Raw genomic sequence first — 12,005 nt, 5'->3', positions numbered from 1 at the left:
CCCTCGCCCGACGACACGAAAACCAATAGGAGCAACAGATGAGCCAACCCATTCTTGCCCAATTCATGACCGAACTGGTTTCGGGCCGCATCCGCCTTGTGGACCTGACCGAGACGCTGACGCCGGAATTCCCCACCATCGTGCTGCCGCCGGAATTCGGCCAGGCCTGGCCGTTCCGCATCGAAGAGATTTCGCGCTACGACGAACGCGGCCCGGCCTGGTACTGGAACAACTTTTCGTGTTCGGAACACACCGGCACGCACTTCGACGCGCCGGTGCACTGGGTCACGGGCAAGGACCAGCCGGACAACACCGTGGACACCATTCCGGTGGACGCCTTCATTGCCGGCGCCTGCGTCATCGACTGTTCCGCGGAGGCTCGCGACAACCCCGACTTCCTGCTGACCATCGATTTCGTCAAGGCATGGGAAGAAAAGCACGGCCGCATCCCGGCCCGGTCGTGGGTGCTGATGCGTACCGACTGGTCCAAGCGCGCCAAGCCCGCCGAATACCTGAACATGAAAGAAGACGGCGCCCATTCGCCCGGCCCCGACGCCGAGGTGGTGCCCTGGCTCATCAAGGAACGTGACGTGCACGGCTTCGGCACCGAATCGGTGGGCACCGACGCCGGCCAGGCGCATCACCTGAATCCGCCCTACCCCTGCCACTACTACATGCACGGCAACAACCGCTATGGCCTGCAGTGCCTGACCAACCTGGACCAGCTGCCGCCGACGGGTGCCGTGATCTTCTCGGCGCCGCTGAAGATCCGCAGCGGCTCGGGCAGCCCGTTGCGGGTCCTGGCCTTGGCGCCCCGCGCCTGACCCGCACGCAAAGGAAATCCGCATGACTCAATCCAACGTTGCGATCGTCACCGGCGGCAGCGCCGGCATCGGCGCCGAAATCTGCCGCAGCATGCTCGATGCCGGCTACGAAGTGATCTCGATGGCGCGCCGTGCCGCCGATTTCAGCCACCCGCGCCTGCACAACGTGCAGGTGGACCTGCTGGACGCCGACGCCACCGCGCAGGCCGGGGCCGAGGTCGTGGCGCGTTTTCCCGTCAGCCACGTCATCCACAACGCTGGCGTGATCTGGCCCAAGCTGCTGCCCGACGTCACCCAGGAAGAACTGCACGGCCTGACGCAGATCCACCTGGGCGCGGCCATCAGCCTGGTGCAGGCGGCGTTGCCCGGCATGCAGGAACGCAAGTTCGGCCGCATCGTCATGATGTCGTCGCGCGGCGCGCTGGGCCTGCCCACCCGCACCGCCTATTCCGCCACCAAGGCCGGCATGGTCGGCATGGCCCGCACCTGGTCGCTGGAACTGGCGCCGTACGGCATCACCGTCAACGTGGTGGCGCCCGGCCCGATCCAGACCGACATGTTCTACGAGGTGATCGAGCCCGGCAGCGAGCGCGAAAAGCAGCTGGCCAACGGCATTCCGGTCAAGCGCCTGGGGCGTTCGGACGACGTGGCACGCGCCGTCATGTTCTTCGCCGACCCCGCCAACAGTTTCGTCACCGGCCAGACGCTGTTCGTCTGCGGCGGCGCCAGCGTCAGTTCCATCACCATCTGAACGGCCCTTTTCACGCCCGCTTCGGGTTTTGACGGATAGGTAAGCACGGGGACCGGGTCTACAGTGCTGAGCCTTGCCTCTCAGAAAGTTTAAGCCGCAAGTAATTCCAGCCGTACCCCCGCAGTTCCCGTTTTCTCCGTTTTCCAGCCGCACTCCTTTTACGCTCCCTATCCGGAGGTTTTGCCATGCTGTCGAAGAAACTCCCCCTGGCCGCCGCCGTGCTGGCCGCGCTGTGTTCCCTGCCCGCCCTGGCCCAGGTCAAGGTCGGCGTGGTGTCCTCGTCCACCGGCCCCACCGCGCTGGTGGGCATTCCGCAGAAGAACACCGTGCCGCTGCTGCCCAGGAAGATCGGCGACCTGACGGTGGAATACATTTCGCTGGACGATGCCAGCGATTCCACCAACTCGGTCACCGCCTTCAAGAAGCTGATCTCGGAACAGAACGTGGACGCGCTGATCGGGCCGTCGGGTTCGCCCAACGCCATGGGCGTGATCCAGTTCGCCTTTGAGGCCGGCGTGCCGATGCTGGCGCCGGTGGGCACCGCGGCCGTGGTGCTGCCGATGAACGAGCAGAAGAAGTGGGTGTTCAAAACCACGCAGAACGACGACATCATCGCCCGCGCGCTGGTCGACCACATGGCCAAGACCGGCATCAAGACCGTCGGCTTCATCGGCCTGAACGATCCGTATGGCGAGAATTGGTACAAGGTCTTCTCGGGCCTGGCCGCCGAAAAGGGCATCAAGATCGCCGCCAACGAGCGCTATCTGCGCTTTGACAGCTCGGTCACCGGCCAGGCGCTCAAGATCCTGGCCGCCAAGCCCGACGCCGTGCTGATCGCCGCCCCCGGCGCGGCCAGCGTGCTGCCGCAGACCACGCTGTTCGACCAGGGCTACAAGGGCAAGTTCTACCAGACCCACGGCGCCGCGTTGCCCGACTTCCTGAAGCTGGGCGGCAAGAAGGTCGAAGGCACGGTGCTGGCTGCCAGCCTGATGCTGGTGTTGCCGGAAATGCCCGACAGCAACCCGTCCAAGAAGGTCGCCAGCGACTACATCGCCGCGTACGAAAAACTCAACGGCTCCAAGCCCGCCACCTTCGGCGCCAACGTCTACGACGCCGGCCTGCTGCTGGAAAAGGCCATTCCGCTGGCCGAGAAGGCCGGCAAGCCGGGCACCAAGGAATTCCGCAGCGCGCTGCGCGATGCGCTGGAACAGACCCGCGAGCTGGTCGGCACCCAGGGCGTCTACAACATGAGCGCCGCCGACCACAGCGGCTTTGACGACCGCGGCCGCGAGCTGATCACCGTGAAGGACGGCAACTGGACGCTGGTGAAGTAAAGGTAAAGGCGGGGGAAGGCCCCCCCCCCGAAGCGCCGCGCGCTTCCCCCAGGGGGCATGCCTGCGGACCGGCAAAGCCGGCTCCGCGGCATCCCGCTGGGGATGCGTTCAAGTGAAGATGAGGTCGCCGTCATGTTTGTCTGTTTTATCCGGAAGTACTGATGAATGCTCAGATCGCCCTGATACTCGGTCAGGACGGCATCACCAACGGCGCCATCTACGCGCTGCTGGCCTTGTCCATCCTGCTGGTCTTTACCGTTACCCGCGTGCTGTTCATCCCCCAGGGCGAGTTCGTCGCCTTCGGCGCGCTGACCATGGCCGCCCTGCAAGCCGGCAAACCGGTGCTGCTGGTGTGGCTGCTGCTGGCCTTTGCGCTGGCCGAGGCCGTGGCCGATCTGCTGGCGCGCGCCAAGCGGCCGGGCCGCCAGCGCGGCGCCTGGCGCATCGGCGCCAAGGTGGCGTATCCGCTGATCCTGGCGGCGCTGTTCTATCGCTTGCCGCTGGCGCAACTGCCGATGGCCGTGCAGGCGCTGCTGACGCTGTTGCTGGTGGTGCCGATGGGGCCGCAGCTGTATCGCCTGTTCTACCAGCCCATCGCGTCCGCCTCGACGCTGGTGCTGCTGATCGTGTCGATCGCGGTGCACCTGGCGCTGGTGGGCCTGGGCCTGTTGGCCTTCGGCGCCGAGGGCGCGCGCACCGCGCCGTTCAGCGATGCCAGCCTGACGCTGGGCCCCATCAACGTCAACAGCCAGGCGCTGTGGGTGGTGGCGGTGTCGGCGCTGTTGATCATCGTGCTGTACCAGTTCTTTGAACGCTCCATGTACGGCAAGGCCCTGCGCGCCGCTGCCTTCAACCGGCTGGGCGCGCGCCTGATGGGGATTTCGCCAGTGTTCGCCGGCAAGGCCACGTTCTTCCTGGCGGCGCTGATCGGCACCGTCTCGGGCATCCTGATCGCGCCCATCACCACCATGTACTTCGATTCCGGTTTCATGGTCAGCCTGAAGGGCTTCGTCGGCGCCATCATCGGCGGCCTGGTGAGCTACCCCCTGGCCGCTGGCGGCGCGGTGCTGGTCGGCCTGATCGAGGCGTTTTCGTCGTTCTGGGCCAGCGCCTACAAGGAAATCATCGTATTCACCCTGATCATCCCCGTGCTGCTCTGGCGCTCGCTGAAAAGCCACCACGTCGAGGAAGAAGAAGAATGACCCCGCGCCACCTCGTCCTCGCGTTCCTCGCGCTGCTGGCGGCCGCGCCGCTGGTGCTGCCGCCGTTCTACGTCACCCTGCTGAACTACATCGGCCTGTACGCCATGGTGGCGCTGGGCCTGGTGCTGCTGACCGGCGTCGGCGGCCTGACCAGCTTTGGCCAGGCCGCGTTCGTCGGCGTGGGCGCCTACACCACCGCCCTGCTCACGACACGGGCCGACGCCTTGCCCGCCTGGCTGGCCTGGCTGGGCGCCTCGCCCTGGCTGACGCTGCTGGCCGGGCTGGCCCTGACATTGGTGATCGCCTACCTGCTGGGCGCCATCACGCTCAAGCTGTCCGGCCACTTCCTGCCGCTGGGCACCATCGCCTGGGGCCTGTCGCTGTACTTCGCCTTTGGCTCAGTCGAAGGGCTGGGCGGACACACCGGCATCCCCGACGTGCCCGCCATCAACCTGTTCGGCTGGGCGCTGACCCAGGGCGGCGAGATCTACTACCTGATCTGGGCCTTCCTGCTGGTGGCCATGTGGTCCACCAGCAACCTGCTGGATTCGCGCGAAGGCCGCGCGATCCGCGCCCTGAAGGGCGGCCGCGTGATGGCCGAGTCCATGGGCGTGGACACCGCCCGCTCGCGCATGGTGATCTTCATTATCGCGGCGCTGCAGGCCTGCGCGTCGGGCTGGCTGTACGCGCACATGCAGCGCTTCGTCAACCCGAACCCGTTCGGGCTGCAGATGGGCATCGAATACCTGTTCATGACCGTCATCGGCGGCGCCGGGCAGGTCTGGGGCGCGCTGGTCGGCGCGGGCGTCTTCACCGTGCTCAAGCAGTGGCTGCAGGACTGGCTGCCCAAGCTGCTGGGCCAGACCGGCAACTTTGAAGTCATCATCTTCGGCTTCGGCATGGTGCTGCTGCTGCACCGCGCCCGCGGCGGCCTGTGGCCGGTGCTGGCGCGGCGCTTTCCGGTGAGGAAAAGCGTGCGCAAGATCGACGCGCAGGCCGAACCGCTGCCGCGCAAGCCCATGCCGCCGCGCGGCGAGGTCGTGCTCAAGGCGGTGGACGTGACCCGCAAGTTCGGGGGCCTGGTGGCCAACAACGCCATGAACCTGGAGATCCGTGCGGGCGAGATCCTGGCGCTGATCGGCCCGAACGGCGCCGGCAAAAGCACCATGTTCAACCAGATCTCGGGCGTGGACACGCCGACCTCGGGCCAGGTCACGCTGCTGGGCCAGCCGGTGGCCGGCGCCGGGGCGCGCAAGATCGCGCGCCTGGGCCTGTCGCGCACCTTCCAGCACGTGCGCCTCCTGGGCCGCATGAGCGTGCTGGAAAACGTGGCCATCGGCGCCCACCTGCGCGGCCATCGCGGCGTGCTGCCGGCGGCCTGGCGGCTGGACCGCGCCGAAGAGGCCCGCCTGCTGGCCGAGGCCGCCCGCCAGGTCGAGCGCGTGGGCCTGGGCAAGCACCTGCACGACGAAGCCGGCTCGCTGGCGCTGGGCCAGCAACGCATCCTGGAAATCGCCCGGGCGCTGGCGTCGGACCCCTGCATCCTGCTGCTGGACGAGCCGGCCGCGGGCCTGCGCTACCAGGAAAAGTGCGAACTGGCCGAGCTGCTGAAGAAACTGCGCGCCGAAGGCATGGCCATCCTGCTGGTGGAGCACGACATGGATTTCGTGATGGGACTGGTGGACCGGGTGGTGGTGATGGACTTCGGCGAAAAGATCGCCGAGGGGCTGCCGGCCGAGATCCAACACAACCCCGCGGTGCTGGAAGCGTATCTGGGCGGAGTGGAAGAATGAGCGCAACATTGCTGGAAGTACGCGACCTGCGCGTGGCCTACGACAAGGTCGAGGCCGTCTCGGGCGTGAGCCTGTCGGTGGCCGAAGGCAAGATCGTGACCGTCATCGGCCCCAATGGCGCCGGCAAGACCACGCTGCTGTCGGCCATCATGGGCGTGCTGCCCTCGCGCGGCGAGATCGTCTTCGGCAGCAAGCGCCAGGAACACGCCGAGATCGAGGAAATGGTGGCGGCCGGCATGAACCTGGTGCCCGAAAAGCGCGAGCTGTTCGCCGAAATGACGGTGGAAGACAACCTGGCGCTGGGCGCCTTCGACCGCTTTCGCCGCGGCCTGCGCGACCAGGACAAGACGCTGGCCGAGGTCTACGACCTGTTTCCGCGCCTGCAGGAACGCCGCGCCCAGCTGGCCGGCACGCTATCGGGCGGCGAACGCCAGATGCTGGCCGTGGGCCGCGCCCTGATGGCCAAGCCGCGCCTGCTGATGCTGGACGAACCCAGCCTGGGTCTGGCCCCGCGCATCGTGCGCGAGGTCTTTCGCATCGTCGCGCGGTTGCGCGAGATGGGTGTGTCCATCCTGCTGATCGAACAGAACGCCCGCGCCGCACTGCAAGTGGCCGACTATGCCTACGTGCTGGAAACCGGCGCGGTCACGCTGGAAGGCCCCGCCGCCGAGGTCGCGGTGGACCCGCGCGTGGTCGAGGTGTACCTGGGGCTGGGCCACGCGGCCGCAGCAACCTGAGGGGTCGGACGGGAGCCGATGCCCCCGCCGCCGCAGGATTCGTGTGCCCGCGCCCTACGCCACGCCGCGCCGCCGGTCGCGCCGATACAGCGCATAGCCCAGCGGCCACATGATGCCGACCATCACGCGCGCCCACGGCTGCGTCAGGCGGTAGGCCTGCACGGCCGTCGGCACGCCGGAATGCTTCAGGTGCAGCCGGAACCGCGTGTAGCGCGCGGCGGCCATGATGAATTCGCGCGGCCGGAAGCGGAAGAATTCCAGGTGGTGCTGCAGCATGTCCCAGGCCAGCAGGTACAGCCCCTGCGCGTTGTTGCGCACCGACACGGCACCCTGGCTCAAGCCGCCCGGGGTGTCGTGATAGGTGCGCACGACCTGGTTGATGAAGCGGCTGAGATAGCCGGCCCGCGCAATCGCCCACCACACCAGGCTTTCCGGAACGAAGCCGGCAACGTCCTCGGGAAACGGGAATTTGCGCAGGATGTCGGTGCGCATGCAGCCGAATTTCTCGCCTTTGATGCGGTAGCGGAAGTACACGTCGACGGCGGTGCTGTCGAACACGTCCTGGGGATAGCGGTCGCCGACGATGCTGCCGTCGGGCCGCGCACAGAGGCCGGTGATGGCCACGTAGGAATCGCGCCGCGCCGGCGGAATGGCGTCCCAGGCAGCCTTGAACGTGGCCAGGGCGTCCGGCGGCATTTCGTCGTCGCTGTCGAGCCCGACGATCAACTTGCCGCGCGCCTCGCGCACACCACGATTGAAGGCGGTCTTCTTGTGCTGGTTGTTCTGCCAGATGTAGCGGATCGGAAAGTCAGCCCGCTGCTGCCAATCAAGCACGGCTTCGTGCGTATTGTCAGTGGAGCCGTCGTCCACGACGACCCATTCGAAATCCCGAAAAGTCTGGCGGGATAGCGATTCATACACCCGGTGCAGGGTGCCCGCCCGGTTGTAGGTCGGCGTCAGAACGGTAAAGAACGTCGGCGTATCAGTCATGCCTGCTGTGCCCTTTTGCGATTTCCGGATAACCGCTGCGGTCTTGGTATGCGTGTTTTCGCCTGAAGTGTAGGGGATATGCCAGCGCCAACCGATGGCACGGCATGCAAATTTGCAATCAAATCTGACAAGGTGTGGATTCCAGCCCCCCGGCCGTGGCCTGGCGCCCGTTGGGGCGGACCCCGGAGTGGCGTAAACTCGGGCGGCCCCAACCGGAATGCCTATGGAAGCTTCGACCGTCCAGCTCAATGACATCGCCTTGTTCGTAGAGGTTGCCAAGCGCAAGAGCTTCAGCCTGGCCGCCCGCGCGCTCAATATGCCGACGTCGACGCTGTCGCGCCGGATCAATGAACTGGAACGGGCGATCGGGCTGCGCCTGATCAACCGCAATACGCGCCGCCTGGACCTGACGGAGGCGGGCGCGGCCTACATGAGCCGCTGCCAGGGCCTGATCGACGAGGCACGCCTGGCGCACGAACAACTGCAGACGCTGTCGGGCGGCCCTTCCGGCAACCTGCGGGTATCGATGCCCTACAGCCTGGCAATCTGGCTGCTGCCGGAAACGATCAACGATTTCACGGACCGCTACCCGGAGGTGGAGTGCGAGTTCGACCTGAGCATGATGACGGCATCGGACGCGCAAGGCACGCCCTTCGACATCGTGCTGCGTTTCGGCCGCAACAGCGATTACCCGACCGCGAATATCGACAACGGCAACGGTAACGCCGCACTGACGCCGCGCAGCGACGGCGCCGTGGTGCAAGAGCTGGTGTCGCTGGACAATTACCTGTACGCCTCTGACCGCTATCTGGAACGCTTCGGCGAGCCCAAGACGCCGAGCGACCTGACCCAGCACCAATGCCTGCGCACGACGATCGACGACGCGCATTCCCACTGGACGCTGCACAACGGCAAGGTGAGCGAGCTGGTTCCCGTGAGCGGCCATCTGGCCGCTAACAACATGAGCATCGCAGGAACGCTGGCCGGTCTGGACCTGGCCATTACCCGGATGCCCCATTGCCAGGCGTTGGATCCGATCATCAAGCGGAATTCTCTGCGGCGGGTGCTGCCGGGATGGTCGGTGGATCCTATTTCTATCTATGTTGTTTATCCTTCGAGTATTCAGCCGGCTAAGACTCGGGCTTTTATGGATTTCATTCGGCCTAAGTTGGGGCCGGCTGAGTAGTTTTTGTTTGCGGCGGTTTGAGTTCTTGAGCCGCGCGTGACGGGGGGGGTGGAGCGGGGTGCGGGGCCCGTCTCGTGCCGGCCGCGCGGGCGGCCTTACGAGACTTACGCGCCGTCTTGCGTATACCGATGCCGCTATCGCGTGTAGGTAAGGCCGCTGGTTTTCTATCGGCGCGGATGCAGTGGATTCCAACAAGGTCTCCAGCGCCCGATGGGCGGCGCGCGAGAAAGCCGCCACGCGCAAGCCATCCCATGCCGCGCCGCCCATCACCGCCCCCCCGAAGCAACCCCGAAAAGCCCAAATTAGCGCTCTCCCAAATTTCAAGCTAGAATACCGAGTTACCCAATTCCCCCGCCAGCCCAGTATCCGGTTGTGCGGTCGGTTGGAAGACCGCAAGTTGGAACTTCCAACCGCAAATCCGATTTCCGCAAATTCAACAGGAGAATCAACATGGCTGAACGCAAACGCGTGCGTCGTAACACCCTGGAACGCCGTTGCCTGGGCAAGGCCTTCAAGCGCTTGTTCGTCAAGTCGCCCAAGGGTGTTTTCAAGATGCTGGAAAAGATCAAACGCGTCTAAATGGCCGCTGGTTGCCCGGGCTTTGCCTGGGTAGCTTGATCGAAAAGTCCCCGCCTGGCGCAAGCCAAGCGGGGATTTTCCATTTGGGGCCCGGATTTGCGGGGTTGGTCTCTTCGGCCTGACGCGGGCTCCAGTGTCGCGCGTGCCTCGCCGGTGCGGCATATCGCCAGGCGAAGCGCGAGCCAGTCCAGCCCCCCCCGCGTCGCCCTAGCCCTTCAGCTTTGCCAGCACCTGCTCCGCCCGCGGCAGCGGATTCACCGCACCGTATCCCAGCGTAGACAGCGCCGCCGCCACGTTCGCGTAGCGGACCGCGTCTGCCCAGCTGTCGCCCTGGCAGCGGCGGGCCAGCAGGCTGCCTGCGAAGCAGTCGCCGGCGCCGGTGGCGTCCACGGCGTCCACGCGCAGCGCGGCGACCGGGGTGCGGGTCTTGCCGTCGTCGATGATCGAGCCGTCCTTGCCCAGTTTCAGTACCACCACGCCGGTGGCGCCCGCGTCGCGGATCCAGTCGAGCGTGCGTTCGGGGTCGTCGTTGCCGGTCAGGTGCTGCATGTCGTCCATGCTCGGCAAAAACAGGGTCGCATGGCGAAGGGCTTCTCGCAGCGTTGCGCGGGCGCGGTCCAGCGGCCACAGGCGCAGGCGCAGGTTGGAATCCAGGCTGACCTCGACGCCCGCCGCGCGGGCCCGGGCCATCGCGGCGAAGACGGTGTCGCAGGCGCTGGTGCTGATCGCCAGGCTGATGCCCGAGACGTGCAGGAAGCGGGCGCGTTCGATCTGGCCACCGGCCAGGCTGGCGGGCGTCATCAGGCTGGCGGCCGAGCCGCGGCGCAGGTAGCTGAAGGCGTGGCCGTCCGGGCCATGCTGCACGAAATACAGGCCGGTGTGGGCCGAGGCGTCGACCTCGACGCCCGACGTGTCCACCCCTTCGGCCTGCCACAGCGCCAGGAACTGGGCGCCGAACGTGTCGTCGCCCACGCGCGTCAGGTAGGCGCAGCGCGCGCCCTGGCGCGCCGCCGCGATCACCGCGTTGGACGTGTCGCCGCCGAACCCTTGCAGGTATTGCAGCTGGTCCTTGTGGGTCTGGTTCAGCTCGACCAGCGGTTCGCCCAGCGCGACGATATCGAAATCAGCCATGGGCGGCCTCGCGCGTGCGGGTGATCTGCGCCACCAGTGCCGCCGTGTCGCGGGCGGCGAAGGCGGCCTTGTCGTACAGGTTGCTGCCGATGCCGACCAGGCCCGCGCCGGCCGCGAAATAGGTGTTCATGTTTTCGGCCGTGATGCCGCCCGTGGGGCAGAACACCGTGTCCGGGTACACCGATTTCAACGCAGCCAGGTGCTTGGGGCCGCCCGTGTCGGCCGGGAACACCTTGACCACGTCCACGCCGGCGCGACGCGCGGCCAGCACTTCGGTGGGCGTGAAGGCGCCGAGCAGACACAGGGCATCGGCGGCGTGGGCCAGGTCCACGATGTCCGTGGCCAGGGCCGGCGACACCAGGAAGTCGGCGCCGGCCACCAGGGCCTCGCGCGCCTGCTCTTCATTCAGCACCGTGCCCACGCCCAGCAGCAGGCTGGCGCCGTGCTTGTCGCGCAGTGCACGCACCAGGTCGGTCACGCCGGGAATGGTCCAGGTCAGTTCCAGCGTGGTGCAGCCGGCAGCCACGGCCACTTCGGCCGCATAGGCGGCGGTGGCGGCGTCGGTGTAGCGCAGCACGGGCACGACGCGGGCGGCCAGCAGGGCGGCCAGCTTTGAAGCAAGGGGAGCAGCGGTCATGGATTTCCTCGGGGACGGGATCGTTCAGGCGCCGCCGGACGGCACGGGCAGCACGGCGAGTTTGGCTGAGGCGGCATCGCGCAACCGCAGCAGGGGTTCTATATAAGCGGATTGCGGATCGGCGCGGCGGCGGAACAGCAGCGTGCTGACGCTGACGCAGGCCACCGGCTGGCCGGCGGCGTCGCGCAGCGCCACGCCATAGCAGGCGATGCCGGACTCGTTCTCCTCGTTGTCCAGGGCGTAGCCGCGCGCGGCCGTGTCGGCCAGCGCCGCGCGCAGGGCCGGCAGCGTCGACAGCGTGCCAGGCATGCGCAATTCCAGCGGCAGGTCGCGCAGCAGGCGTTCCCGCGCCGGCTCGGGCAGCGCCGCCAGGTAAGCCTTGCCCACCGCGCTGGAATGCAGCGCCACGGCCGCGCCCACGCGCGAGGCCATGCGCACCGGGCCGGGGCTTTCGAGTTTGTCGATGTAGATCATTTCGGCGCCGGCCGGCACCGCCAGGTGCACGGTTTCACCGGTTTCGTCGCGCAGGGCCTGCAAGTCGGCCGACAGCGCGGCGCGCAGGTCGAACTGCGACCAGGCGCGGCTGGCCAGGGCCAGCAGGCGCGGCCCCAGGCGGTAGGCGCCGTCGGTTTCGGCCACCATGCCCTGCTCGGCCAGCGCCGCCACGATGCGGTAGGCGGTGGGCCGGGGATAGCCGCAACTGCGCGCCAGCGCGGCCGCCGTGGGCGGATGCGGGGCATCGGCCACGGCCTGCAGCACCGTCATGAACTTGGCGAACGCCGCAGCGCCCGCCACCTTGGTTTCCGACACGACCACCCCCATGTTGGGAAGAGCCCAGCGT

At 67.1% G+C, this 12,005-nt stretch carries 12 protein-coding genes; 8 read left to right on the top strand and 4 right to left on the bottom strand.

Translation table 11 applies throughout. From position 1 onward, the window contains the following. Nucleotides 1-38 precede the first annotated feature (38 nt). The 6 genes from AC6LJ2_RS00120 to AC6LJ2_RS00095 all read left to right on the top strand — a co-directional run bounded on the left by AC6LJ2_RS00120 (nt 39) and on the right by AC6LJ2_RS00095 (nt 6,641). Complete coding sequence (locus AC6LJ2_RS00120; RefSeq protein WP_445658252.1) at nt 39-824, top strand: cyclase family protein; 786 nt, start codon at nt 39-41, stop codon at nt 822-824. 22 nt (nt 825-846) lie between these two features. Beyond that, a complete protein-coding gene (locus tag AC6LJ2_RS00115; RefSeq protein WP_175190790.1) occupies nt 847-1,575 on the top strand; it encodes an SDR family NAD(P)-dependent oxidoreductase in 729 nt (242 codons plus the stop codon). 185 nt (nt 1,576-1,760) lie between these two features. Beyond that, complete coding sequence (locus AC6LJ2_RS00110) at nt 1,761-2,909, top strand: ABC transporter substrate-binding protein (RefSeq protein ID WP_263915715.1); 1,149 nt, start codon at nt 1,761-1,763, stop codon at nt 2,907-2,909. A gap of 161 nt (nt 2,910-3,070) precedes the next feature. Then, on the top strand, nt 3,071-4,111 hold the full coding sequence (locus tag AC6LJ2_RS00105; protein WP_025136779.1) for a branched-chain amino acid ABC transporter permease: 1,041 nt from the start codon (nt 3,071-3,073) through the stop codon (nt 4,109-4,111). Then, complete coding sequence (locus AC6LJ2_RS00100; protein WP_498150495.1) at nt 4,108-5,904, top strand: branched-chain amino acid ABC transporter ATP-binding protein/permease; 1,797 nt, start codon at nt 4,108-4,110, stop codon at nt 5,902-5,904. The genes AC6LJ2_RS00105 and AC6LJ2_RS00100 overlap by 4 nt, the downstream gene beginning before the upstream one ends. Next, nucleotides 5,901-6,641, top strand: coding sequence for an ABC transporter ATP-binding protein (locus AC6LJ2_RS00095; protein WP_498150494.1), 741 nt, complete (start codon nt 5,901-5,903; stop codon nt 6,639-6,641). Before AC6LJ2_RS00100 ends, AC6LJ2_RS00095 begins: the two co-directional genes overlap by 4 nt. Nucleotides 6,642-6,695: 54 nt before the next feature. Here the strand turns inward: AC6LJ2_RS00095 and AC6LJ2_RS00090 are convergent, their stop codons facing one another. Next, nucleotides 6,696-7,631 (bottom strand): glycosyltransferase family 2 protein, encoded by a 936-nt coding sequence (locus tag AC6LJ2_RS00090; protein WP_263915711.1) that lies wholly within the window; start codon nt 7,629-7,631, stop codon nt 6,696-6,698. A gap of 223 nt (nt 7,632-7,854) precedes the next feature. Between AC6LJ2_RS00090 and AC6LJ2_RS00085 the strand changes: the two genes are divergently transcribed. Both AC6LJ2_RS00085 and AC6LJ2_RS00080 read left to right on the top strand, forming a co-directional pair. Next, a complete protein-coding gene (locus AC6LJ2_RS00085) occupies nt 7,855-8,817 on the top strand; it encodes a LysR family transcriptional regulator (protein ID WP_263915710.1) in 963 nt (320 codons plus the stop codon). A 450-nt stretch (nt 8,818-9,267) separates the two neighbouring features. Beyond that, nucleotides 9,268-9,396, top strand: coding sequence for a hypothetical protein (locus AC6LJ2_RS00080; RefSeq protein ID WP_006226408.1), 129 nt, complete (start codon nt 9,268-9,270; stop codon nt 9,394-9,396). A gap of 207 nt (nt 9,397-9,603) precedes the next feature. Here the strand turns inward: AC6LJ2_RS00080 and AC6LJ2_RS00075 are convergent, their stop codons facing one another. From AC6LJ2_RS00075 to AC6LJ2_RS00065, 3 genes are read right to left on the bottom strand one after another with little or no spacing between them, the layout of a single operon-like run. After that, nucleotides 9,604-10,527, bottom strand: a complete 924-nt coding sequence (locus AC6LJ2_RS00075; RefSeq protein WP_263913974.1) for a PfkB family carbohydrate kinase — start codon at nt 10,525-10,527, stop codon at nt 9,604-9,606. After that, on the bottom strand, nt 10,520-11,164 hold the full coding sequence (locus tag AC6LJ2_RS00070; RefSeq protein ID WP_263913972.1) for a bifunctional 4-hydroxy-2-oxoglutarate aldolase/2-dehydro-3-deoxy-phosphogluconate aldolase: 645 nt from the start codon (nt 11,162-11,164) through the stop codon (nt 10,520-10,522). Before AC6LJ2_RS00070 ends, AC6LJ2_RS00075 begins: the two co-directional genes overlap by 8 nt. A gap of 24 nt (nt 11,165-11,188) precedes the next feature. Beyond that, the gene (locus AC6LJ2_RS00065; protein ID WP_498150493.1) at nt 11,189-11,986 is read right to left on the bottom strand and encodes an IclR family transcriptional regulator; all 798 of its coding nucleotides are present in this window, start codon (nt 11,984-11,986) and stop codon (nt 11,189-11,191) included. Nucleotides 11,987-12,005 lie beyond the last annotated feature (19 nt).

The organism is Achromobacter sp. 1014246743 (assembly GCF_059760725.1).
This window is presented reverse-complemented; position numbering and strand designations above follow the sequence as displayed.

Coding starts and splice junctions, on each gene's coding strand:
- AC6LJ2_RS00120 (WP_445658252.1), top strand. CDS start 39: ATGAGCCAACCCATTCTTGCCCAATTCATGACCGAACTGGTTTCGGGC.
- AC6LJ2_RS00115 (WP_175190790.1), top strand. CDS start 847: ATGACTCAATCCAACGTTGCGATCGTCACCGGCGGCAGCGCCGGCATC.
- AC6LJ2_RS00110 (WP_263915715.1), top strand. CDS start 1,761: ATGCTGTCGAAGAAACTCCCCCTGGCCGCCGCCGTGCTGGCCGCGCTG.
- AC6LJ2_RS00105 (WP_025136779.1), top strand. CDS start 3,071: ATGAATGCTCAGATCGCCCTGATACTCGGTCAGGACGGCATCACCAAC.
- AC6LJ2_RS00100 (WP_498150495.1), top strand. CDS start 4,108: ATGACCCCGCGCCACCTCGTCCTCGCGTTCCTCGCGCTGCTGGCGGCC.
- AC6LJ2_RS00095 (WP_498150494.1), top strand. CDS start 5,901: ATGAGCGCAACATTGCTGGAAGTACGCGACCTGCGCGTGGCCTACGAC.
- AC6LJ2_RS00090 (WP_263915711.1), bottom strand. CDS start 7,631: ATGACTGATACGCCGACGTTCTTTACCGTTCTGACGCCGACCTACAAC.
- AC6LJ2_RS00085 (WP_263915710.1), top strand. CDS start 7,855: ATGGAAGCTTCGACCGTCCAGCTCAATGACATCGCCTTGTTCGTAGAG.
- AC6LJ2_RS00080 (WP_006226408.1), top strand. CDS start 9,268: ATGGCTGAACGCAAACGCGTGCGTCGTAACACCCTGGAACGCCGTTGC.
- AC6LJ2_RS00075 (WP_263913974.1), bottom strand. CDS start 10,527: ATGGCTGATTTCGATATCGTCGCGCTGGGCGAACCGCTGGTCGAGCTG.
- AC6LJ2_RS00070 (WP_263913972.1), bottom strand. CDS start 11,164: ATGACCGCTGCTCCCCTTGCTTCAAAGCTGGCCGCCCTGCTGGCCGCC.
- AC6LJ2_RS00065 (WP_498150493.1), bottom strand. CDS start 11,986: ATGGGGGTGGTCGTGTCGGAAACCAAGGTGGCGGGCGCTGCGGCGTTC.